The organism is Bacillus sp. NMCN1, assembly GCF_002998085.1.
In the GTDB taxonomy this organism is placed as follows: domain Bacteria; phylum Bacillota; class Bacilli; order Bacillales; family Bacillaceae; genus Bacillus.
This window is the reverse complement of sequence record NZ_PVQL01000003.1, coordinates 158,993-180,734: the sequence shown is the minus strand read 5'-3', so window position 1 is coordinate 180,734 and position 21,742 is coordinate 158,993. Positions and strand designations below refer to the sequence as shown.

24 protein-coding genes and 1 pseudogene are annotated in these 21,742 nt (G+C 42.6%); 12 read left to right on the top strand and 13 right to left on the bottom strand.

Annotated features, from left to right (window positions below):
* The first annotated feature begins 146 nt into the window (after window positions 1-146).
* The 5 genes and pseudogenes from C6W21_RS15615 to C6W21_RS15605 all read left to right on the top strand — a co-directional run bounded on the left by C6W21_RS15615 (window position 147) and on the right by C6W21_RS15605 (window position 2,449).
* Window positions 147-575: a NucA/NucB deoxyribonuclease domain-containing protein gene (locus C6W21_RS15615; RefSeq protein ID WP_106051143.1), complete on the top strand. Its 429-nt coding sequence runs from the start codon at window positions 147-149 to the stop codon at window positions 573-575.
* A 229-nt stretch (window positions 576-804) separates the two neighbouring features.
* Window positions 805-972, top strand: a complete 168-nt coding sequence (locus C6W21_RS19305) for a hypothetical protein (RefSeq protein ID WP_223249610.1) — start codon at window positions 805-807, stop codon at window positions 970-972.
* Window positions 957-1,186 (top strand): annotated as a pseudogene (locus C6W21_RS19300) (cache domain-containing protein); the annotation flags it as partial. The gene C6W21_RS19305 and the pseudogene C6W21_RS19300, both read left to right, overlap by 16 nt.
* Window positions 1,187-1,222: 36 nt before the next feature.
* Window positions 1,223-1,729 (top strand): HAMP domain-containing protein, encoded by a 507-nt coding sequence (locus C6W21_RS19295; protein WP_411266044.1) that lies wholly within the window; start codon window positions 1,223-1,225, stop codon window positions 1,727-1,729.
* 333 nt (window positions 1,730-2,062) lie between these two features.
* On the top strand, window positions 2,063-2,449 hold the full coding sequence (locus tag C6W21_RS15605; RefSeq protein WP_106051142.1) for a competence protein ComJ: 387 nt from the start codon (window positions 2,063-2,065) through the stop codon (window positions 2,447-2,449).
* Between the two features lies 1 nt (window position 2,450).
* Here the strand turns inward: C6W21_RS15605 and C6W21_RS15600 are convergent, their stop codons facing one another.
* Entirely contained in the window at window positions 2,451-3,257 is an 807-nt protein-coding gene (locus C6W21_RS15600; protein WP_106051141.1) for an AAC(3) family N-acetyltransferase, read from the bottom strand.
* A 28-nt stretch (window positions 3,258-3,285) separates the two neighbouring features.
* Window positions 3,286-3,702, bottom strand: a complete 417-nt coding sequence (locus C6W21_RS15595; protein WP_189318209.1) for an Lrp/AsnC family transcriptional regulator — start codon at window positions 3,700-3,702, stop codon at window positions 3,286-3,288.
* Between the two features lie 115 nt (window positions 3,703-3,817).
* Here C6W21_RS15595 and C6W21_RS15590 point away from each other — a divergent pair, with 115 nt between their 5' ends.
* A complete protein-coding gene (locus tag C6W21_RS15590) occupies window positions 3,818-4,582 on the top strand; it encodes an MBL fold metallo-hydrolase (RefSeq protein ID WP_106051139.1) in 765 nt (254 codons plus the stop codon).
* 49 nt (window positions 4,583-4,631) lie between these two features.
* On the opposite strand, the gene C6W21_RS15585 is transcribed toward C6W21_RS15590, so the two are convergent.
* Window positions 4,632-4,961 (bottom strand): YckD family protein, encoded by a 330-nt coding sequence (locus C6W21_RS15585; RefSeq protein WP_106051492.1) that lies wholly within the window; start codon window positions 4,959-4,961, stop codon window positions 4,632-4,634.
* A 181-nt stretch (window positions 4,962-5,142) separates the two neighbouring features.
* Here C6W21_RS15585 and C6W21_RS15580 point away from each other — a divergent pair, with 181 nt between their 5' ends.
* Entirely contained in the window at window positions 5,143-6,015 is an 873-nt protein-coding gene (locus C6W21_RS15580) for a transporter substrate-binding domain-containing protein (protein ID WP_106051138.1), read from the top strand.
* A 12-nt stretch (window positions 6,016-6,027) separates the two neighbouring features.
* Window positions 6,028-6,705 (top strand): amino acid ABC transporter permease, encoded by a 678-nt coding sequence (locus tag C6W21_RS15575; RefSeq protein ID WP_106051137.1) that lies wholly within the window; start codon window positions 6,028-6,030, stop codon window positions 6,703-6,705.
* Between the two features lie 46 nt (window positions 6,706-6,751).
* On the opposite strand, the gene C6W21_RS15570 is transcribed toward C6W21_RS15575, so the two are convergent.
* The 5 genes from C6W21_RS15570 to C6W21_RS15550 all read right to left on the bottom strand — a co-directional run bounded on the left by C6W21_RS15570 (window position 6,752) and on the right by C6W21_RS15550 (window position 12,950).
* Window positions 6,752-8,050 carry an arsenic transporter gene (locus C6W21_RS15570; protein WP_106051136.1) on the bottom strand — a complete coding sequence of 433 codons (1,299 nt, stop codon included), beginning with the start codon at window positions 8,048-8,050 and terminating at the stop codon, window positions 6,752-6,754.
* Between the two features lie 122 nt (window positions 8,051-8,172).
* Window positions 8,173-9,405, bottom strand: a complete 1,233-nt coding sequence (locus C6W21_RS15565) for a PucR family transcriptional regulator (protein WP_106051135.1) — start codon at window positions 9,403-9,405, stop codon at window positions 8,173-8,175.
* A gap of 125 nt (window positions 9,406-9,530) precedes the next feature.
* The gene (gene pruA / locus C6W21_RS15560; RefSeq protein ID WP_106051134.1) at window positions 9,531-11,078 is read right to left on the bottom strand and encodes an L-glutamate gamma-semialdehyde dehydrogenase; all 1,548 of its coding nucleotides are present in this window, start codon (window positions 11,076-11,078) and stop codon (window positions 9,531-9,533) included.
* Between the two features lie 23 nt (window positions 11,079-11,101).
* On the bottom strand, window positions 11,102-12,019 hold the full coding sequence (locus C6W21_RS15555; protein ID WP_106051133.1) for a proline dehydrogenase family protein: 918 nt from the start codon (window positions 12,017-12,019) through the stop codon (window positions 11,102-11,104).
* 160 nt (window positions 12,020-12,179) lie between these two features.
* Window positions 12,180-12,950, bottom strand: a complete 771-nt coding sequence (locus tag C6W21_RS15550) for a nucleotidyltransferase domain-containing protein (protein ID WP_106051490.1) — start codon at window positions 12,948-12,950, stop codon at window positions 12,180-12,182.
* A gap of 92 nt (window positions 12,951-13,042) precedes the next feature.
* Between C6W21_RS15550 and C6W21_RS15545 the strand changes: the two genes are divergently transcribed.
* Window positions 13,043-13,357: a hypothetical protein gene (locus C6W21_RS15545; RefSeq protein WP_012008865.1), complete on the top strand. Its 315-nt coding sequence runs from the start codon at window positions 13,043-13,045 to the stop codon at window positions 13,355-13,357.
* A gap of 35 nt (window positions 13,358-13,392) precedes the next feature.
* Here the strand turns inward: C6W21_RS15545 and C6W21_RS15540 are convergent, their stop codons facing one another.
* Window positions 13,393-14,349, bottom strand: coding sequence for an acetylxylan esterase (locus tag C6W21_RS15540; protein WP_106051132.1), 957 nt, complete (start codon window positions 14,347-14,349; stop codon window positions 13,393-13,395).
* Window positions 14,350-14,585: 236 nt separating this feature from the next.
* Between C6W21_RS15540 and C6W21_RS15535 the strand changes: the two genes are divergently transcribed.
* On the top strand, window positions 14,586-15,371 hold the full coding sequence (locus C6W21_RS15535; protein ID WP_106051131.1) for a carbon-nitrogen family hydrolase: 786 nt from the start codon (window positions 14,586-14,588) through the stop codon (window positions 15,369-15,371).
* Window positions 15,372-15,416: 45 nt separating this feature from the next.
* Here the strand turns inward: C6W21_RS15535 and C6W21_RS15530 are convergent, their stop codons facing one another.
* Window positions 15,417-16,322 (bottom strand): LysR family transcriptional regulator, encoded by a 906-nt coding sequence (locus tag C6W21_RS15530; protein WP_106051130.1) that lies wholly within the window; start codon window positions 16,320-16,322, stop codon window positions 15,417-15,419.
* Window positions 16,323-16,438: 116 nt separating this feature from the next.
* On the opposite strand from C6W21_RS15530, the gene C6W21_RS15525 reads away from it, so the two are divergent.
* Entirely contained in the window at window positions 16,439-17,212 is a 774-nt protein-coding gene (locus C6W21_RS15525) for a class I SAM-dependent methyltransferase (RefSeq protein WP_106051129.1), read from the top strand.
* Between the two features lie 37 nt (window positions 17,213-17,249).
* Here C6W21_RS15525 and C6W21_RS15520 read toward each other — a convergent pair whose 3' ends face one another.
* Complete coding sequence (locus C6W21_RS15520) at window positions 17,250-17,807, bottom strand: shikimate kinase (protein WP_106051128.1); 558 nt, start codon at window positions 17,805-17,807, stop codon at window positions 17,250-17,252.
* Window positions 17,808-17,892: 85 nt separating this feature from the next.
* Window positions 17,893-18,666, bottom strand: a complete 774-nt coding sequence (locus tag C6W21_RS15515) for an IclR family transcriptional regulator (protein WP_106051127.1) — start codon at window positions 18,664-18,666, stop codon at window positions 17,893-17,895.
* Window positions 18,667-18,814: 148 nt separating this feature from the next.
* On the opposite strand from C6W21_RS15515, the gene C6W21_RS15510 reads away from it, so the two are divergent.
* Window positions 18,815-20,173, top strand: a complete 1,359-nt coding sequence (locus tag C6W21_RS15510; protein WP_223249608.1) for a hypothetical protein — start codon at window positions 18,815-18,817, stop codon at window positions 20,171-20,173.
* Between the two features lie 228 nt (window positions 20,174-20,401).
* On the opposite strand, the gene C6W21_RS15505 is transcribed toward C6W21_RS15510, so the two are convergent.
* Window positions 20,402-21,715 carry an MFS transporter gene (locus C6W21_RS15505; RefSeq protein WP_106051125.1) on the bottom strand — a complete coding sequence of 438 codons (1,314 nt, stop codon included), beginning with the start codon at window positions 21,713-21,715 and terminating at the stop codon, window positions 20,402-20,404.
* Window positions 21,716-21,742: the final 27 nt, after the last annotated feature.

The following is a 21,742-nucleotide window of genomic DNA, read 5'->3' as shown; positions in this document are numbered from 1 at the left end:
TTTTACAAATATGAAAAGCAAGAAAACGGATAAAAACTGTTTTTCGAACTTTAAAAGGCGTTTTTTCAAAACCAGGAGAAATTGGTAAGTAATTCTGCTATACTTCTGTTTACAAAATACGCAAACAAGAAAGAGAGCTAGCATCTATGAAACTTCTTAAAATCATTCTCTTGCTTTTACTGATTGTCGTTGGTGTAGCAACAGGCTATATTCAGCTGGAGCAAAGTAAACAAGAGACGGCGAATTCATCTTATGACAAAACCATTCACTTCCCATCAGATCGTTACCCCGAAACCGCGAAGCACATAGAAGAGGCAATTGATGAAGGCCATTCATCCGTATGTACGATTGACCGTAAACATAGCGATGAACAGAGAGACCAATCACTTCATGGCATTCCAACAAAGCGCGGGTATGATCGGGACGAATGGCCGATGGCGATGTGTAAGGAAGGAGGAACAGGAGCTTCTGTCAAATATATCAGTCCTTCAGATAATAGGGGGGCAGGCTCGTGGGTTGGGCATCAATTATCGGATGATCCTGACGGTACAAGAATACAATTTATCATCGATTAACGCTATTTCCCTTTTCTATCTAAAAAAATTTCCTCGTAACTGCATACAGGTATTTCAACATTTTTTTCATGACGATAATCCTTAAGGAGGTTTATCCTACCTTATACCTAAAGGAGTCAAAAAGCATGAAGAAAAAGGGAAAACTGAGGCTTGGTGCCAAAATTTTGCTGATCTTTTAAGTGTCCTCATCATCTTTTCAGCAATTGTTGGTTATGTGGTGAATCGCGAAATGACAGAAAACATCAAGCACATGGCCACTGAAAAAGCAAAAGGGGATTTAAAGCTAAGCTATGCCTACCTAGATGAAAAAGTGGCAGGCTCGTGGCAGATAAAAGATGGCAAGCTTTATAAAGGGGTACCCAAATCAATGATCATGATACATTGGTTGACCAATTAGCTGAATATACCGATGATACCATCACAATTTTCCAAGGAAATACCCTTGTCGCGACGAATGTCATGTTAAACGGAAAACGAGCTGTCGGTACAGAAGTATCTCCAGAAGTGAAGACCACTGTATTAGATAAAGGAGAAACTATTACGGCACAGCAAATGTTGCCGGAAAAGACTATCACACGGCTTATATGCCGATCAAAAATGATGCAGGCGAAACGATCGGTATTTTTTATACGGGCGCCAATCAAAGCATGATTTCACAAATGCTTCAGTCATTCTACATTCAATTTATCATTGTTCTGTTGTTAAGCTTAATCGCTGCTGTTATCATTATTTCTATTTTCACAAATCGGATTCAGACCCGTCTCAAGCGCATGGCTTCTGCCATTAAGAGTGCAGGCGAAGGCAATTTAACCATCAATGTGTCGGATACGGCAGGCGATGAACTGTCTGACCTGGCTGGTCATTTCAATAAGATGCGGGAAAAATTAAATCAAACCATTCTTAATGTCATGAACACATCTGAATTAGTGGCCACCTCATCTGAGCAGCTTTCAGCTAGCGCAGAAGAAACAAGCGCAGCATCAGAAAAAATCACCTATAGTATTCAAGAAGTAGCACAATCATCAGAAGAACAGTCAGCTCAAATGACAACAAGCGAGCACACGATGATTCAAGTATCTAACGAGCTGGTAAACATCACGGAAATGCGGGGAAAATGGCTTCAAGAAGTCAATTTGCACAAGAAATGGCCCTAAAAGGTGTACAGAATATTGGGGAAGTAAACTCACAAATGACATCTATTGCAAGATCAATAGAGGAAAATGGGACAGCCATTCAAGCATTAGAAACAAGTAGCCGGTTTAACAGAAGAACAATTTGCCGCAATGGAAGACGTAACTGCTTCATCAGAAGCTCTTGCTCATTTAGCAGGAGATTTAAAAGCAATGGTTTCGCAATTTCACATCTAGATTCCTCATATAGAAGCGCATGACGGCGACAATCGTCTTGCTGCCTAACATTCTCTTCAAGAATCACTCTTTCAACCATTCACATTCCAACGAAAATCTATGTATAAAGGAGTTTTTTAAATGAATAACTTAAACCAAGCCTATTTCCTATCTATCTCCTATCACCAAATCACCGTATACACCGGAAGCAAAACACCACCTGTGATTGATTGGTCAGATGATGACATTCTTCAAGGATTCGCCATGGGAGATCAGGGTGTGTCCTTTGAAGGGATCAACAACGGAAAAGCTTCTATTACCGTATCTTTAAATAGCGATGTTCCCCCAGCCTCGGCTGACAGAACGGTCACAGTGCCTTTTACGCATGCAAGCGATCAAGTTTATATCACAAGCGTTATGGCTCAGGTGCTGTCTTTTGCTATTCCAAAAGGAGACTATCAGCTCACCTGCTATACCTCACAGCAGCCTGATCAAGATATTTATCATATAAATTTCCAAACTGTGTAGATTACGACTGATCGTACAAATCAAGCCACTTTTCCGCAAAATCTACCGATTCTCTCACCGGCAATAAATATGAACTAGCAAGTCCGATTTGACCGTGATCATGAGTGCCTCCTGATTGCAGATAGTCACGACCAATCTGATCAAATAGTTCTTCTCTTGTGATAATATCTTGGTACTCTTTCCATACCCTCCACCCATTTTCTAAGATGGGAGCTCCTCTTGTCATGAGGTCTTGCTGAGGGATGCGATATTCAGCAAGATGGAAAGCTGTCAGGCTCTCAAATGACGTACCAATCAGCAGCACCTGAGCCTGAAGATCATACATGCTGGCTAGAGGTGAATCTTCTCCTAATCCAAAAGAAAGTGCGTGGTGTTTCAGAAGCTCATGTTTCCTTTTGCCCCAAGCTGTGAATGAAAAATGAGGATGATTGCTTCTCACCACGCCTGGGTATTTCCAAAACGCTTCCGCTACCTTTCCCATCGCTGTTGGCGTCGTGTATGCTGGATCAAATGCAGGCATCGTGTCTTTGATCGATTTCCACCATGAAAAAGGAACCGGCGGATCGATCCAATCAGCGGGATCAGAAAGCTCTAACGTTTGTGCCGGCATGATCAGTGTCCCCTCTTCTGTTAAGGTTTCCATCAATGCTTGTATGAGGGCAACAGCGCCTCCGTTTACCCAGCCGATAGATGATAAAGATGAGTGAACACATAAAATCATGCCTTTTTTCACACCGAGTTGAACCAAGTCTGCTTTGATTCTTTCCTTTGTCATCGGTTCAGCTTGATTTTTGATTAATTTTTTCATCGTTCCTTTTCCTCCTGCGTCTCTTCTATTACTGATGAATGAGACGTTTAACCGCAATAGACAGTTTATAATTTGCGTAATTTGTCAGCTCCGTTAAAAACAGATCCAGTTCATCGTGATTGGAGAAATGGCCTTCAGCCATATAACAGCCCTCACCACTTATTTTAAACAAGTTCTTGATCTCTTCCTGTTGGTCGAGAAACGACAGAAGTGGTTCGTGATGATGATTGCGGGTATAGAGCTGCATAAATGTTTGGATGGTCTTTTGAGTCCGCCAGTCAATCGAAATGGTATATGCTTCAATCACACCCTCTTCTTCAAGCTTTAACACACGATTTGCAACAGCTTGACCGGTTAAATGAACTTTTTCACCTAGCGCTTTCATGGTCAATCGACTATTTTTAGAGAGCTCTTTTAATATATCCATATCGGTTTGGTCTAACATTGGCTCACCTCTTTCAAAAATCAAGTCCTTCTGCTGAAAGACTTTCATTACCCTCTGTCACATGGAACTCTTTTAATATACTGTAAACTTAATCAGAAAAAAAGGAGGCCTTTTCATGAAAATCACGCTCATTCGGAATGCTACTTTATACCTTCAATATGGTCAGGCAGCTTTCTTCATTGATCCCTTTTTAGCCGCAAAAGGAACATATCCACCGTTTCCTCATACAGCCAATCAACATTTGAACAACCCTATTGTTGACCTGCCTGTAAACATTGATTTAGACAACATGTTACATCCAGATGCGGTCTTACTCACTCATTTGCACGTGGATCACTTTGATGACGAGGCAAAAAAGAAATTAGCTCAGGACCAGCCCATTTATACACAATCGGAGAATGACAAAAAAGAAGTGGAAGAAGCTGGTTTCCAGCATGTCACATGTATTGAAGATGAAATAGACATTTGCGGTGTTCACATTCAGCGGACAGGTGGACAGCATGGGACAGGAGAAACTGCGAAGCGGATGGGACAGGTCAGCGGTTTTGTTTTCTCTCACCCTGATGAACCTACCCTTTACATTGCAGGTGATACCATTTGGTGTGATGAGCCAAAGGAGGTTGTCAATACATGCAAGCCAGATGTCATTGTGGTCAATAGCGGAGCTGCTCAATTTTTAGAAGGAGATCCGATTACCATGACCAAGGAAGATATTTTAGACGTTCACCGTTCTCAGCCGAAAGCACAAATTGTCGCTTGTCACCTTGAGGCAGTGAACCACTGCTTGCTAACAAGAGCTTCTTTACAAGCTTACATTCAGGAGCATCAAGCAGATCAAGCCATTTTTGTTCCTAAAGATGGTGAAAGTCTCTCCTTCTGAAAGGATTCATAAACAATAAAAAACCGGCACCTCGCTGCCGGTTTCATCATTATGGTCGATGGTGCTGTGGTTTTTTCAGCAATGGAACAAATCCGTTATTTTTCAAATGATTGTAATGCTCATCCATTCGTTTCGTAATATGTGTACCTTGTTCTTTTGTTAACACACCATATTGAACATATTTCTCAATCACTTCTTTTCGTTTAGAAAGAATTTGCTGCTCAAGCGTTTCAATTTGTTTTTGTTGTTCTGTCGTTAATTTTACTTGATGCGTAACTGGACGCTTTTCCATTTGGGGTGTTTCACCATGAGCTGTTTCCATATAAAAACCAGACAACAGCATCATCGATAATATGATTAAACCACTTACTTTTTTCATCATTGTTATTCCCTCCTTTATTCGCATTTATTTTGTACGCACTTTCCTTTTTTATACATTATTTCACCACTCAAATTGCACATAATATTCTTACTTTTTTGCTTTTCTTCTGAAAACGTTGTCCTAACAGAAAAAGCGTGCTATGTTTTGTTTTGTATAAAAAATAGAGGAGGATTCTTAAATGAGTCGTTTTTATCATAGAAAATCGATATGGGTGATGCTTGTTCTGTCTGCTTTCATCCTTGTCATGTCTGCTTGCAGTCAATCAGGCTCATCTCAGTCTGGAGATTCAAAATGGGATCAGATTCAAAAAAAAGGGAAAATCGTGGTTGCTACTTCAGGCACCCTTTATCCAACGTCTTATCACGATACATCTAATGGCAAGGATCAATTGACTGGTTATGAAGTGGAAGTGGTCAAAGAAGCGTTTAAACGCCTTGATGTGAAAGTAGAATTTAAAGAAATGGGCTATGATGGCATGCTGAGCGCCATTAATTCTGGCCAAGTGGATGCCGCTGCAAACGACATCGACATCACAGCTGACAGAAAAGATAAATTCGCCTTTTCAACTCCTTATAAATATTCTTATGGAACGGCGATCGTAAGAAAAGATGATTTGTCTGGCATTAAGACATTAAAAGATTTAAAAGGAAAGAAAGCAGCTGGTGCTGCCACAACGATTTACATGGATGTCGCTCGCAAGTACGGTGCGAAGGAAGTCATTTATGATAATGCGACAAACGAGCAATACTTAAAGGATGTCGCTAACGGTCGTACAGATGTCATTCTAAATGATTATTACTTGCAGACACTAGCTCTCGCTGCATTCCCGAAATTAAATATTACAATTCACCCTGACTTAAAATACATGCCAAACGAACAAGGTTTTGTGATGAAGAAGGACAACACAGAGCTTCAAAAAGAATTAAATCGTGTCTTAAAAGACATGAAAAAAGACGGAACCATGAAAAAGATTTCTGAGAAATTCTTTAATCATGCAGACGTCTCAAAGAAAATAGATGCTGATGTCGAAGATGTCGACATTTCCAAATAAGGAGCCGCAATCGTGGGAGATATTCATTTAGAATATATATTTAATCCTGCACTGGCAAAGGCGTCATTTCCATTTGTCATGAAAGGCATCTGGCTGACGCTGCTCATTTCCTTTGTGAGCATGTTTTTTGGTACAATTCTTGGCTTTTTTATTGCACTTGCCAGAATGGCGAACACGTGGATGCTTCGGCTGCCTGCACGGATGTATATCTCATTCATGCGAGGCGTGCCCATTCTGGTAATTTTGTTTATTCTTTATTTTGGATTCCCTTATATCGGGATTGAGTTTACAGCGGTCACTGCTGCCATTATTGGGTTCAGCTTCAACAGTGCTGCCTATATTGCAGAAATCAACCGAGCGGCCCTCTCCTCTGTTCCAAGTGGACAGGTGGAAGCTGCCAAATCACTAGGTCTCAGCTATTGGCAAACGATGCGCGGTGTCATTTTGCCTCAATCCGTCCGCATCGCACTGCCGCCATTGACCAATGTCATGCTCGATTTAATCAAAGCCTCCTCACTGGCTGCGATGATTACTGTACCCGAGCTTTTCCAGCAAGCAAAGATCGTAGGCGGGCGCGAATTCGATTATATGACCATGTATATTTTGGTCGCACTCATTTACTGGGGCATTTGCAGCGTGGTCTCATTGCTTCAGGACTTTTTAGAAAAACGCTATGCAAAATATCTGTAACAAAAAAGAGCAGGTCGCTTGGATCTGCTCTTTTTTATATTCAGCTTTAATGTATGAACCATAACCACGCATATAATCCCAGTAAAGTAAGGATCAAGGTTGGGATGGTCAGGATGATTCCGGCTTTCATGTATGCACCCCAAGAGATATGGACGCCTTTTTTCTTAAGAACATGAAGCCATAGCAATGTCGCCAATGAGCCGATAGGGGTCATTTTCGGGCCAAGGTTAGAGCCGATGACATTGGCATAAATTAGTCCGTCTCTCATGACGCCTGCTGTATCTGTATGACCGATCGCAATCGCATCAATTAACACAGTAGGCAGATTGTTCATGACTGAGGACAGCACTGCGGCAAGCACGCCCATAAACATCGTTCCCGCAAGCAAGCCATGCGATGCTCCTTGTTCGATCCATGCCGCCAATATTTCTGTGAGACCGACATTCTTCAGTCCATATACAACGACATACATGCCGATTGAGAAAAACACAATGGACCACGGTGCTTCTTTTATGACGCGCTTTGTCGCCACTTGCGGACTTCTTCTCGCCAGCCACAAAAAGGCAAGGGCAATGCCGCCCACAATGATGGACACGGGAACCCCAATGAGTTCCCCTGCAAAATAACCGACAAGCAGACAGCCAAGCACATACCAGGACAAGCGGAACATGCGGATATCTCGAATCGCTGATGCCGGTTCTTTCGCCTGTGACAGATCGTATGTTTTAGGAATCAATTTTCGGTAAAACACGTATAGAACTAGCATGCTCGCTCCAAGAGACACAAGGTTTGGCACGAACATGTTTGCTGTATATTTTAGAAACCCAATATGAAAATAGTCGGCTGATACGATATTGACCAAGTTACTAATGACAAATGGCAAGGAGGTTGTATCTGCAATAAAGCCGCTCGCCATCACAAAAGGCAGGATCATCCGCTCATCCAGCTTTAACGCTCTCACCACAGACAAGACGATCGGGGTCAAAATCAATGCCGCTCCATCATTCGCAAAAAAAGCAGCCACGACAGCGCCGAGCAATGTTAAATAAATAAACATGCGGACACCGTTCCCTCTTGCGGCTTTTGTCATATGCAGTGCAGCCCATTCAAAAAACCCGATTTCATCTAAAATTAACGAAATAATAATGATGCCAATAAACGCAAAAGTCGCGTTCCATACAATTTGCGTCACTTCCCACACATCGCCCAGATGAACAACACCAAAGGCAAGCGCAAGAATGGCGCCTCCACATGCTGACCATCCAATGGTTAAACGTCCTGGCTGCCAAATGACAAGGACGAGTGTCAGGATAAAAATCAAAATGGCCAAGGTGACTGCTCCCAAAGGTGGCCCCCCTTTCACTCTCTCATAAAATCCTTATCTATCATACAACGTAACGCAGCCGTTGTATGCCATTTTTCACATGAAAACCCGCAGGTGATCCCAGGCACCTGCGGATTCGATGACTATTGATCTTTTTTCATCAGCATTAATTCAATAAATAACTCACATCGCTGGCTGAAGTGACTTAAATCGATTGAGGTCATCTCAAAGATTTGTTTCATTCGATAGTTTAATGTATTTTGATGAATAAACAACTGCTCTGCGGCTGGCTTTAGCTTGCAGTTATTCAACAAGTAGACTTCAAGCGTTTTTAAAAATGAGGTTTGGCTGTCACGGTCTTTTTCCTTCAAACGTAACAAATCTGGATTGAAATCATTTTTCTTTTTTTGATGGCTGTAAATCGAGTCTAAGAATCGGAAAACCCCCAGATTCTCGTAATCATATGGAATCAGCTCTTGTCCCCCCACAATTTTCACAGCCTTCACGACCTCTATCGCTTCAAATCGACTTGTGCTCATTTTCATGACATCTCGATACTCTCTCCCCATCCCAATATACAATGGAGAAGGATGGGCATGCGCTTTCGATTGCAGGTGAGCGATGACGTCAGCCGCAGTGGCTTTCGGTGAGTGCCGGTCTGACAAGCTGCCCAATATCACGACAATGTCGGCTTGAACGGAGTATACGTGATTCACCTTATCTTCTAGCTGCAAATACGTTCGAATGACATCCTTTACATCTTCTGCCGTCTCACTTTTGTTATCGGCAGCGTGTACGACCATGACAGTAAATACCGCTGGCAGTGGGATGCTTAAATTCTCAGCCTCCCACTTCAGTTCTTCTTCTGTATAAAAATGATCATCCATGACCTTTTTGAAAAATTCTTCAATCTTGCCTTCCTTTTTCTCCAGCTGTTTCTTATTCTTATAAATCACTTTTCCTACTTGAAAGGAAGCTTCGTGCAAAAATTGCAGCTCCTCCTGAGAGAGGGAATCCTCAATATCCTGCACCCAAATAAAGCCCACAACCTCTTGTTTATGCTTGGCGCTCACAGCCACCCGCCGATTAAACCCGAGCTCATCATGACCGCTCACATAAAAAGGCTTTGATTCCATGTGAAGCCGCTCAATGACCCCTGTTTTCTTTAACCAATCGACTACAGATCCCGGACATTCCTTTGAGAAAATCGTTTGCTGATTGACTGGGTCAAACTGCTGAATGCTGTAAGAATTATAAGCAAGGAGCTGACACTCTGTGCTTTCTAAAATGACTGGTTTTTTTAAATACCCGCTAATAAATGCAATTAACTTATCGACATCAAAAAATGTGTGAAGCTTTTCTAATATCTCTTCCATCCCGATTGCTCCCTGATTAAGTGATACATTTATCATACTTCTTTCCGAACAGATTTGCATGGAAACAAGTCGTAGACAAGCAAAAAAAGCATGAACCCATGTGAACAGATTCATGCTTTTCCAACTTAAAACATTTCACTAATCGTTTTCGCCTGCATGTGTAGAGCTAGATAATCTGGACCGCCTGCTTTTGAATCGGTTCCTGACATTTTGAATCCGCCGAATGGGTGATATCCCACGATGGCTCCTGTGCAGTTACGGTTAAAGTAGAGGTTTCCTACATGGAACTCCTGCTTCGCACGGTTAATGTGATCACGATTATTGGTAATGACAGCACCTGTCAAACCATATTCCGTGTTGTTGGCTACTTCAAGTGCCTCATCAAAGCTAGACACTTTCGAGAAGGCCAAGACAGGTCCGAAGATTTCTTCTTGCATCAAGCGAGATGTTGGCTCAAGATCCGCAAAAACAGTTGGATGAATGAAGTATCCTTCCGAATCATCACTTGTTCCGCCAGTCACTAAGCGGCCTTCCTCCTTGCCAACCTCGATATAATCCGTGATCTTGTCAAAGGACGCTTGATCAATGACAGGTCCCATGTAGACATCCGCAGAAAGAGGGTTCGCTGTTGTTTTCATTTCTGTAATTTCCTTCACTCGCTCGACCACTTGGTCATACAGCTTCTCGTGGACGACAGCCCGAGATCCAGCCGAACATTTCTGACCTGAAAAACCGAAGGCTGATGTGAAAATGGCGTTAGCCGCTAATTCGACGTCTGCATCCTCATCTACAACCACTGTATCTTTACCGCCCATTTCAGCAATGACACGCTTTAAATGCTGCTGACCCGGCTGTACTTTTGCAGCGCGTTCAAAGATACGTGTCCCTACTTCTCTTGAGCCAGTGAATGTAATCAGGCTTGTTTTCGGGTGATCTACTAAGTAATCTCCGACCTCTGCTCCGCTTCCTGGTACAAAGTTCACCACACCCTTTGGAAGACCTGCTTGCTCAAGCTCTTCCACAAAACGTGCCGCAATCACAGGAGTTGCACTTGCTGGTTTTAAGACAACCGTATTCCCTGTAACGATTGGCGCTACTGTTGTTCCTGCCATAATGGCAAACAAGAAGTTCCACGGCGGAATGACGAGCGTCACGCCAGTTGGTGTGTAAACATATTGATTTCGTTCCCCTTCGCGGCTGTTCACTGGTTTGCCTTTCGCCAGCTCCAGCATTTGACGAGCATAATATTCAAGAAAGTCGATCGCTTCTGCTGTATCTGCGTCCGCTTCATTCCAAGGCTTACCTGCTTCTTTGACAAGAAGAGCTGAATACTCATGCTTTTTACGGCGAATGCTTGCCGCAGCACGGAATATGACGCTGGCTCTTTCTTCTGGAGAGGTATAGCGCCAAGTTTCAAATGCTTTCGCCGCAGCTTGAACTGCTTGCTCTGCCTCTTCTTTCCCGGCCTTTGATACGGTTCCAACGACTTCATCCTTTTTCGCTGGATTGATTGAGACAATCTGGTCTTTCGTTTCGATTCTTTCTCCATTAATCACGAGCGGATAGGTTTGACCTAGTGATTCTGTTACCTTTGCTAATGCTTGTTCAAACGCTTTGCGGTTTTCTTCCTGGCTAAAATCCGTGAATGGTTCATGTTTGTAAGGTGTTGTCATCTTTGTCACGCTCCCGTTTCAAATTATTTTCTCGTCATCCCTTTTAAAGCAAAGGCAATGTTTGCCGGCCGTTCTGCAAGACGTCTCATGTAGTAGCCATACCACTCTCGTCCATACGGGGTATAGACCCTCATTTGATAGCCTTCTTTCACAAGTGCCTGCTGCGTTTCTGACCTCATGCCATACAGCATTTGAAATTCGAACTGACTTGTCGGTATATTGTGTTTTTTCACAATATTTTTCGTAAACTCGATCATTTGATCGTCATGTGTCGCAATGGCTGTATAGTTCCCTGTGAGTAATTGCTTTTCGATCAGTTTCTTGTAATTCTGATCGACGTCTTTTTTGTTTGGATACGCCACTTCGGCGGATTCCTTATAGGCACCCTTTACAAGTCTTAAAAATGGCTGCAGCTCATTTAGGTCATCAAGATCCTTTTCTGTTCTGTACAAATACGCCTGCAAGACCGTACTGACATACTCATATTGAGGTTTCATCTCTTTAAAAATGTCCAGCGTTTTTTGACAGCGCTGTTCATCCTCCATATCGATTGTCACCATGATACGGTGTTTCTCAGCCGTATCTAAAATACTTTTCATATTGCGATACACAAGGTCATCGTCAATATCCAGGCCAAGTGATGTCATTTTGAGTGAAACGTGGGAATTGAGTCCCGCCTCAGCAATCCGCTGAATGGTTTGAATACACTCAGTCGTCCGCTCATTTGCAATCTCTGCCTTTGTGACAAACTCACCAAGGTGATCAACTGTCACGGCCATTCCTTGTTCATTTAATCGTTTGATGACAGGGATAGCGCTCTCAAAATCCTTCCCACCGATGATTTTCTTAGATGCAACAGCACTTCCCCAATTACGAGCAATATGGTTCAAGAGACTGCTCTTTGACAAAAACAAGAAGAAATTTCTTGTGACCGACTCCATAAAGGGCACCTCCCACTCTTTGTAAGCTATGTCTTTATTGTAAGGCTCATAAGCTGTCCGCTACAATATTTGAAGATGACAAAAATTCTGACTTTTTTTGTGGTTTTATCACAATAAGAGATAAAAAAGAGCCTGCCGCTATCCGGCTGGCTCTTCCCTACTACGCCCACACCTCATCAAGGGTAGACTGCAGCAGCTCATTTAATTCTTGCGTGAGATTGCCTTTCGGCTGATTGTAGCTTTTCACCAATTCATCAAAACGCGCCAGCTCTTTGTCGATAAATGGATGGACATAGGCGAGACGGTTCTCAACATCCATTTCTTCTCCGTCCATTTTACGTTTGAGCAGCTCGTGAATTTCTGTTAAAAGCGGACCTTCCTCCGCTAACTCCTCGAGCAATTCATGAAAGTCCATCGGCGGAACTGTCCGGTAGCGCTCAATCCACTGACAGGCAAGCAGCGGACGAAGCACATAGAAATATTTCTTGATTCGCACCTGCTCTCCTCGCAGATGCCGGCTTTCATTCCGCTTCGCCATATTGAGATAATGATACATCAACGCTGCAGGATAAAACGCCCGATCCTTCAATTCTCTTAGCTGTTTTGCCAAAGAAAAAGATTCAGCATAGATGATGTCAGAAGACAGCCATTCCATAATGGATGGATTTGATTTATTGAATAAGCGAAGTGCCTTTCTAAGCTCCCAGCCGCTGATATCAAGCACGTCATCAATCGGCCGTTCAATAACATCACGATGCTCTTCCATCGCCCAATACCATTCTTTCCGGGGAACATATAAAAAACGAACATCATAATCACTATCAGTCGAAGGAAATCCCCATGCCCTGCTGCCTGATTCGACGGCAAGGCAAACCTTTACATCATACGTTTCTTCGATGATTTTCAGCTCTTCCTTAATTCTCTCTCTCAACATCCATCAACTCTTTCTATAGAATTCTGCATGACTTCTTCACGTTTTGGGAAAATACGAATAAGACATATATGAAAAAGGAGTTGGATCTGATGTCTATATCACGCATTATGAAATGGATCACTGGGATTTTTGAAGCTTGCCTTGCTATCCCTGTGATTGGAGGTCTATTTGTTATCAGCAATGGCTATTCACCGCTCATGGTCATGCTTATTCTGCATATTATCACACTCGTCTTATCGAAGCGAGACCAGGGACCAATGATTGGAAGCATCATCGGAATTGTCACATCCTGCCTTGCCTGGATTCCGATTCTCGGATTCATTCTTCATATCATCACAGCCCTTGCCCTGATTATCACTGCGTTAGTGCCTGATGAAAAAACAAGACAGAATACGAGCTATTAAAAAAGAGGCCCTCCTAGAGCGGCCTCTTTGTTCTTTTAGATCTTTAAATGCTTTTGTAAGAAGGAGAGCTTCTCTGTTTGAAACGCCGGGATGTACTCGTGTCCAAAGTAGCGATACACCTTTAAATCTTTATCTGTTTCTAAATGATTGTATACCGCAAACACAGTAGATGGCGGGGTGATTTGGTCGATTAGACCGATTGCCATCAATATAGGCTGCTTCACCCATCCGGCTAAATTGATTAAATCAAAATAGCTTAACGTCTCAAATACCTTTTCTTCCGCTTCTGGATCACTGTTTCTGCGAAAGTATGAATTGATTTCTAAATAAGGATGCTCCAATGCCACATCCACTGCACGCTCGAAATTTGATAAGTAAGGATAATCTGCCACGACGACCTTCGGAATGTCTGAAAGTGCCGCAGCTGCAATCGCTAGTGCACCTCCCTGGCTCCCGCCCACCACGCCGATACGGTGTTCATCCACTTCCGGAAAGGACTGAATAACGTCGAGTGCACGAACCGCATCTAAATAAACACCTCGATAATAGTAGGTCTCCTTCGATAAAACGCCTTTTGTCATCCACCCCAAAGCCTGCGCGTCTGGTGTCACTGTCTTATCTTCACTGCCGCCTTGACCGCGGACGAGCATACCAAATGTCGCATATCCATGCAGTGCCCAGTTGACGATGTCATGAATGCCGCCGTCATAGCTGGCATTATAGCCATGAAAGTGAACGAGTGCTGGATGCGGACCTACTTGATCTGGTACCGCATACCAGCCTTCAATACGAGAATGATCAAAGCTTTGATACGTCAGGCGGTACACCTTAACGCCTTTCACTGGATAGTCATAAGGTTCAAGTGCTGGCTCTGCCTCCACTTGGCGCAGTTCTTCGAGCGACGCCTTCCAAAAGTCTGAGAAATCAGGTCGTGCTGTTTTCTTTGGTTTATATTTTTTCAGCTCTTCTAATGGTAAATCGAACAATTGCATATCCTACTATCCCCCTTTGTTTTATTAGTTGTGTGTATCATATCACTGTTCTCTTGACGAAGAAAGTCATTTTCACCAAAAAAGACAAAACCTTCTGACATTTCTATTGGCAAAGAAGATTGAAACCTTTATGATAAAGAAACTGGCTTGAAAACTAGATGTTATCAGGCAAAACAAATCGATAGATCCATTCATGGATTTCATATTCACAATCATCGAATAAAGGAGGAACCTGTATGAAAATCGCCCTTGTCCAAATGGACGTACAAATTGGAGAACCTGATGTGAACTTTCAAAAAGCAGAAGCGTTTTTAGAAGAAGCGATCCGCGAGCAGCCTGATCTGATCATTTTACCCGAAATGTGGAATACCGGCTATGCACTTGAACAAGCCGATCAGCTTGCAGATGTAAACGGTGAACGCACAAAACAGCTCTTCTCTTCCTTTGCCCGTAAGCACCAAGTAGTTCTCATCGCAGGAAGTGTATTGAACAAGCGCACAGAAGATGAAAACATCACCAACACGATGTATGTCTTTAACCGCCAAGGTGAGCTTTTAGTGGATTACGATAAAATTCATTTATTTCGCTTAATGGATGAGCACAACTATTTAACTGCTGGTGATCAGCTTGGTTTATTTGACTATGATGAGAATGTGAAGATCGGCGCAATGATCTGCTATGACCTCCGCTTCCCGCAGCTTTCTAGAGCGCTAGTGAACAAAGGGGCGAAGGTGCTCGTCAATACCGCTCAATGGCCGTCAGCAAGAGTGGATCATTGGCGTAGCCTGCTCATCGCAAGAGCGATTGAGAACCAGTCATTTATGATTGCTGTTAACAGAACAGGCACAAGCAGAGACACTGAATTCCCTGGCCATTCCATGGTGATTGATCCACTTGGCCGTATTCTGCTTGAAACAAGACATGAGGAAGACATTTATTATGCGAAAATTGATCTTCAGCTAGTGGATGAAGTGAGACAGCAAATTCCTGTGATGACAGATCAGCGTCTGGACATCTATTAGAAATCAGGGTGCTCCCCTGCTTTTTTCATTTAATTAAACGTTTGTTTAAGCTTTCCCTTGATTTTGGTAAAGGTCCATTAGGGCTTGAGCGGCTTTCGTTAAATACCTTTCTTCCACATATGCAAACACAAGAGTGCGGGTTGGGCATGAGTCAATTTTCAAATAAGTGACTTCGTTCCTTTCCTCTTGTGCCACCATTTTCGGAACAACTGTCACACCTAGTCCATTTTTGACCAATGCCTGCGCTGTTTGAATATGACTTGTTTCAAAGGTAATCATCGGCTGAAAACCATGATGAAGACATAGTTCCGTGACCACTTGCCGAAAGCCGTATCCCTCTTTCAGCATAATGAATGCTGCGTCTTCAAGAAGGCGAAACGGAACAGCCCCTTTCTGATCTGCTTGATTGATGATTTCGTTCAATTCATCTGTTAACCAGGGCTGAGCAGTTTGCGGAACTGCGAGAAGAAGCGGCTCTGTCAGCATTTGTTTCGTTTTCAATGATTCATGCTCGACAGGCATAGATAAAATAGCTAAATCCAGCTTTCCAGCCAATAGAAGTTTTTCTAGCTCACGAGGTGATTCTTCTATTAGTCGAACGTGGACATGAGGATACGTTTGACAAAAGGTTTTTAATAAACCGGGCAAGACATATCCTCCTGTGACTGCTGGCGCTCCAATGTTCAGTTCTTTCCCCACCTCATAAGCAGCTTCTCCCATTTCACGCAGCAAATCATCTCTTTCCTTCAAAATGTTCTCAGCCCTTTTAATGAATCGACTCCCTTGAGGTGTAGGCGTGACTTGTCCATATTTTCGAATAAATAGGGGTGTGTCTAATTCCTCTTCCAGCTTCTTAATTTGTTGGCTTAAAGAAGGCTGTGCAATGTGAAGTTGATCCGCTGCTTTTGTAAAACTTTTCTGCCGGTACACTTCAATGACATATTCCATCATTCGTATATCCACTTTCATCACCTCATAGGTTTTAACTATTCATGTCATATCTTTTATGTCTTAGACAAATAACAAAAGGAATTTTACGATAAAGAGACAACAAAGGGGGAGAAGAAATGAATCCATATGCTAAAGCCGAAAACCAATTCTCACAAAATGCCGAGAACTATCGAGATTCACCTATATTTGCAGCCGGAGAAGAGCTGGAATGGATGAAAGCGACAGCCAATACGAAGGGTCACGAGCATTTACTTGATATCGGCTGTGGGGCAGGACATACCGTTTTTTCCTTTTCAGACACAATTTCTAAAGGGATCGGCATTGATGTCACGCAAGAAATGATCGAGGTTGCAGCAACACTTGCGGAAGAACGCCAACTGAAACATATTACTTTTGAGCGGGCAGCCGCAGAAGCATTGCCCTTCGCTGATGAATCATTTGACATCGTGACGTGCCGCTTTGCCGCTCACCACTTTCCAAACCTTCCGGCCGCCATGTCTGAAATCAGCCGTGTCTTAAAAAAAGGCGGCACATTCCTGCTCGTCGATCATTATGCACCTGAGTTCGCTGCACAGGATTCATTCATTAATCACTTAAATAGACTCAGAGATCCTTCTCATGTGCGAGAAAACTCTTTATCAGAATGGGAAGAGCTCTTCGCTACCAACCAACTGACTCAAAAAGAGATTCGTTACTGGGATCTGCAAATTGATTATCAGGACTGGGTGATACGTGGACGCACACCAGAGAATGTTCAAAAAGAGATCGTTTCCCATCTTCAAGCCGCAGACCCTGATACAAAGCAGCTGTTTCAACTTCAATTCAATGCACAGCAGCAGCCTATTTCCTTCTGCTTAAAAGCTGCACTCATTCAAGGAATCAAGAATTGAACTTATAGAAAAAGTCTACCTTCGTCGGTAGACTTTTTTATTTCGAGTATAAATCCCAGCCAAGCTTGAGTGTGTCCACAATATAATTGGCGACTTCCTCAGCTTCTAGATGATCTGTTTCGACTCTTGAGTTATGAAGAGCATACATTTCTCGGCGCTCTTCAAACAGCTCTTTCATCTCGTCGAGTGTCCGGTTGTGAAGAACAGGGCGGTTTTCAATCAAAATATCAAGCCGCTGTTTCCAATTCTCCCACGATAGGTCGAGGAAAAGTACCGTACAATGCTTCAAGCAGGCTCGTTTGATTTCTTCCTGTTTGAATGCACCGCCTCCAAGAGACACGATCTTGAGCTGTGTATGTTCACATAAATCGACGATATAATCCTTTTCAGCCTGCCTGAAGAATGCTTCTCCTTTTTGCTGAAACATCTCTGGAATCGTCATGTTGTATTTTTTCTCAATCTCCTGATCGACATCAATAAAATCTCTATATAGCTTTTTGGCAACCATCTGCCCAATGGTTGTTTTCCCAACACCCATAAAGCCAATGAGAACAATATTCCGCTGTCTTACAGGGATTTCTCTATTGATTTTCATGATCGTGACACGTCCTCCTTACGACAAGGAATGCTACATAATGTTTCTATTATATGATAAATGGGCTTCGAAAAGATAGGCATTCTTAAAAATTGTCTTTGACGACGTAACCGAGCTGTTCGGAGAGCTTTTGGGCATGCTCCTTCACTTTTTGCTGCAACTGAGGAGTGACTTCTTCAGTAAATCTATGAGTTGGACCAGATATTGATAAACACGCCTGCACCTCACCATGAATGTTAAAGATCGGCGCTGCCACTGCCGCAGATCCGACCTCCCGTTCATCAATACTGCAAGCAGTATACGTCTCAAGAATATGCGCACATTCCTTTTGCCACTCTTCTCTCGTCATGAAATCAGTCTCAGACGTGAATACTTTTTGTTGAAATTCTTCGCTTTGGAAGGCAAGCAAAACCTTTCCACCAGCACCTGCGTATAAAGGAAGCTTCTCACCGATCTTGACAAGATGCCTGATGGATTGCAGTCCTTCAGCTTGCTCAATACAAACTCGGCTTGTATGATCTAGCACATACAAATTGACCGTTTCTTTTGTTTCATCACGAAGTTTGTACATAAGCGGCTTTGCCAATTCCCTTAATTTGATAGATTTTCCAGCAATGTAACCGAGCAGATAAAGCCTTTGACCGAGTCGATATTTAAGTGTATCTTGATTCTTCTCCACAAAATGATTCATTTCCAGTGCCTTGAGCAGTCTCGTTGTCGTGGACATTGCTAAATTCATCTCTTTTGAAATGTCCGTTAGCGTCAACTCTTGCCGTTCTTCGCTAAAACAATAAAGAATATCCAAAGCCCGCTGAACGGTACGCAGTCCTGACTCTTCTTTTGACTTCTTATCAGCCATGTTTACTTTCTCCTTTTCCCCTGTGATTTCTTATCGACATCAACTACCAACTTTGCTATAATCCATTTTAAATGTTCCATTAAAAGAAAACAAATTCCATTAGACGGAATAAAAGCCATAGACGCTTTTTGATGGAGGAGATATCTTGATGTACCTAATCATTTTTACGCTTCTTATTAGCGTATTCATCGTTAATCAACTATTCCCTGCTCCCATACTCTCCAATTTTGTTGGTCTGCTGGCCGCTGCTTCGCTCACCATTTCTTTTAAGAGGGCCAATGGGCTTTATTTGAAAACTGGTGCTATGTTTCTCTTCATTGGTTTGGTGTTGTTTTTATTATCAGACCAGCCTTTGCATACGTTTTTTCTTCATTTTCATTCCATGCTAGGCTTGCTTTCTCTGTTTTTCATGCTGCCATTTATTCATTCTCTCATACATGTTGGACATTTCGATACACAATTGAATAAACTACTTACCTTACATACAACGAGTGCAAATCAGCTTTATCGCAAGAGCTCATTTGTCACTCATATTCTTGGCATGTTTTTAAATATCGCAACCATTCCCTTACTCTACACATCCTTGAAACCCTCGCTGGACTCTCTTAAAGAACGAGTCAAACAGCACCTTTATACGCGCAACCTTTTAAGGTCATATGCGCTATGCCTAAGCTGGAGTCCTGTTGAAGTGCTGGTGAGTGTCACTATTGATGCAACCAAGCTGAAATATTATCAAATTGCACCCGTTACCTTTTGTTTAATGCTGATTGTTTTGATGACAGATTGGATGCTGTTTTCTCGTCAAAGCAAGCAATTTCCAAGCATCATTCAGTCAGCAGAGACCCATACCAATCCTAAGAGAATCAAGCGGAAAACTCTCCAGCTCGCTTTCATGCTGCTAAGTTTTATCACAGTCGTCTCGCTTGTCGATGCCTGGATTGGGAAAGGGTATTTATTCGCTGTCGTGCTAACGATTATTCCATTTGCTCTATTATTTTCGTCTGTTATTAAAAAACGGAAACAATATGTCGCCGTCTCTGTTCCTCATTGGAAGGAACGAACCCGTCAACTCTCCAATTATATGTGTCTATTTTTAAGTGCTGGTTTCTTTGTTGATATGCTACTTGTCACAAACAGTATGCAGCCGATTCAAGCATTTATTGTTAGTATATCAGACCATACAATCTTGGTTTATTGCGTCATTGGGTTGTATTTTCTAATCACCGCTCTTTGCGGTTTTCATCCACTCGTTTCGCTTGCTCTGTTAGTCAGCATGTTAACACCTGTCATTCATGAGCTTCCTGCCCTCCCTATCGCCATTATGCTCATTACGGCAGGAACATCAACGGTCATGTTTAGTCCATTTAATGTTTCCGTTTCATTATTGGCAGATTTGATAAAGGTTAACCCTTATCGTATCACCCGCTGGAATATATGGTTTGCCAGCTTTTATATTAGTATAGGAATTCTATCCGCAGTAGTCATCACCTTTATCTTTTATGCATAACAAAAAAGCTCATCTTCGAGAGGAGCTTCAGATTAAGGGCTAAAATGATCTTTATTTTAGCCCTTTGTCTTCTTTTCAGCGTGATAGAAAACCTTTGCAGTCTAGGAAGGTCGAGTACCGGAGCAGAGCGAATTTGACATTCGTGAGCACCGGAGCGCAGACCTGACACCGAATGCGAGGGTTTGTCTACACGCTGAAGCTCATCTTCGAGATGAGCTATCTTTTATTCTATGATTTTAATTGGATGCGTTCTATCTTACCTACAATAAATATGTAGGATAACGCCCCTCCTAATGCCACCAGGCTGACAAATAAAATACCTCCGTTATATGAGCCAGTCACGGATACGATCAATCCGATAATGAGCGGTGTGATGATGCCTGACAAATTGGCAAAAAAGTTAAATACACCGCCGGCAAGCCCAACCATCTCTCTTGGTGCTACCTCAGACAACATAGTCCATGAGATATTTGACAGCCCTTGTGCGAAGGAAGCGATGGACAAAATGGTTAATACAAGCGGAATACTTGTCGTGAAATTCGCCAACACAATCGTGCTTGTCAAAAGCAAACCAACAACGACAGGCAGTTTCCTAGCCACATTGACAGATACACCCTTTTTAAGCAGCCAATCGGACACATAACCGCCAAACAGCACACCAAAGAATGCCGCAATATATGGAAGAGAAGCGGCAAATCCCACCTTTAAAAATGCCATATTTTTCGCTTCAGCTAAGTAGGTAGGAAACCACGTTAGAAAGAAAAAGAGTGTGGACGCCACAGAAAATTGGCCAATATACAGTCCAATCAATTTGCGATATTTTAAAAGGGCGGCAAAATCAGCCCATTTCAGTTTCTCCTGCGTGGCGACTGTCAGCCCTTCTCCTTGACGAATCAACTCTAGCTCATCTTCATTGACTTTCGGATGTTCTTTCGGTTCGTGATAATACTTATACCAAAAAAAAGCAAATATAATACCGAGTGCACCAGCTGTGATAAATACAGTTCTCCAATCGAAAGTGGTCATGATCCAAAAAAGAAGAGGAGTGGCAAAAGCTAGGCCAACATATTCCCCAGCGGTATAAACGCCTGTAGCAAAAGCCCGCTCTCTTCTAGGGAACCACGTTGTCACAATACGGTTATTAGCAGGGAATGCTGGAGATTCTGTAATTCCAATAAACAAACGGCAGCCGAATAAAAAGGCAAAGCTGTTTGCAAACGCCTGTAAACCTGTGAAAACAGACCAAGTAATGAGTGAAATACCATACGTAACCTTTGATCCGAATTTATCAAGAATAAAGCCGCCTGGTATTTGCATCGCTGTATACGTCCAGCTAAACGCGGAAAAGATCAAGCCCAATAATGCAGGATTTAATTGCAGGGAAGATTGAATTGCTGGTGCAACAATGGACACACTGGCTCTATCAATATAATTAATGGCAGTAATAAAAAACAACAGAATTAATATACCAAAACGGGCTTTTGTTGGTTTCATATAAGCGGGCTGCAGTTCGTTCCCCTTCAGTTCTGAATGCACTTTCATAACCATCCTCCTTTGTTTCCGCACTGT

Excerpts from the sequence above, each read along its gene's own strand:
- C6W21_RS15595 (WP_189318209.1), bottom strand. The coding sequence starts at position 3,702 with ATGTTAGACCAAACCGATATGGATATATTAAAAGAGCTCTCTAAAAAT.
- C6W21_RS15525 (WP_106051129.1), top strand. The coding sequence starts at position 16,439 with ATGAATCCATATGCTAAAGCCGAAAACCAATTCTCACAAAATGCCGAG.
- C6W21_RS15540 (WP_106051132.1), bottom strand. The coding sequence starts at position 14,349 with ATGCAATTGTTCGATTTACCATTAGAAGAGCTGAAAAAATATAAACCA.
- C6W21_RS15605 (WP_106051142.1), top strand. The coding sequence starts at position 2,063 with ATGAATAACTTAAACCAAGCCTATTTCCTATCTATCTCCTATCACCAA.
- C6W21_RS15580 (WP_106051138.1), top strand. The coding sequence starts at position 5,143 with ATGAGTCGTTTTTATCATAGAAAATCGATATGGGTGATGCTTGTTCTG.
- C6W21_RS15515 (WP_106051127.1), bottom strand. The coding sequence starts at position 18,666 with ATGGCTGATAAGAAGTCAAAAGAAGAGTCAGGACTGCGTACCGTTCAG.
- C6W21_RS15545 (WP_012008865.1), top strand. The coding sequence starts at position 13,043 with ATGTCTATATCACGCATTATGAAATGGATCACTGGGATTTTTGAAGCT.
- C6W21_RS19305 (WP_223249610.1), top strand. The coding sequence starts at position 805 with ATGACAGAAAACATCAAGCACATGGCCACTGAAAAAGCAAAAGGGGAT.
- C6W21_RS15555 (WP_106051133.1), bottom strand. The coding sequence starts at position 12,019 with ATGGAGTCGGTCACAAGAAATTTCTTCTTGTTTTTGTCAAAGAGCAGT.
- pruA (WP_106051134.1), bottom strand. The coding sequence starts at position 11,078 with ATGACAACACCTTACAAACATGAACCATTCACGGATTTTAGCCAGGAA.
- C6W21_RS15535 (WP_106051131.1), top strand. The coding sequence starts at position 14,586 with ATGAAAATCGCCCTTGTCCAAATGGACGTACAAATTGGAGAACCTGAT.
- C6W21_RS15565 (WP_106051135.1), bottom strand. The coding sequence starts at position 9,405 with ATGGAAGAGATATTAGAAAAGCTTCACACATTTTTTGATGTCGATAAG.
- C6W21_RS15530 (WP_106051130.1), bottom strand. The coding sequence starts at position 16,322 with ATGATGGAATATGTCATTGAAGTGTACCGGCAGAAAAGTTTTACAAAA.
- C6W21_RS15590 (WP_106051139.1), top strand. The coding sequence starts at position 3,818 with ATGAAAATCACGCTCATTCGGAATGCTACTTTATACCTTCAATATGGT.
- C6W21_RS15510 (WP_223249608.1), top strand. The coding sequence starts at position 18,815 with ATGTACCTAATCATTTTTACGCTTCTTATTAGCGTATTCATCGTTAAT.
- C6W21_RS15615 (WP_106051143.1), top strand. The coding sequence starts at position 147 with ATGAAACTTCTTAAAATCATTCTCTTGCTTTTACTGATTGTCGTTGGT.
- C6W21_RS15600 (WP_106051141.1), bottom strand. The coding sequence starts at position 3,257 with ATGAAAAAATTAATCAAAAATCAAGCTGAACCGATGACAAAGGAAAGA.
- C6W21_RS15520 (WP_106051128.1), bottom strand. The coding sequence starts at position 17,807 with ATGAAAATCAATAGAGAAATCCCTGTAAGACAGCGGAATATTGTTCTC.
- C6W21_RS15505 (WP_106051125.1), bottom strand. The coding sequence starts at position 21,715 with ATGAAAGTGCATTCAGAACTGAAGGGGAACGAACTGCAGCCCGCTTAT.
- C6W21_RS15585 (WP_106051492.1), bottom strand. The coding sequence starts at position 4,961 with ATGAAAAAAGTAAGTGGTTTAATCATATTATCGATGATGCTGTTGTCT.
- C6W21_RS19295 (WP_411266044.1), top strand. The coding sequence starts at position 1,223 with ATGATTTCACAAATGCTTCAGTCATTCTACATTCAATTTATCATTGTT.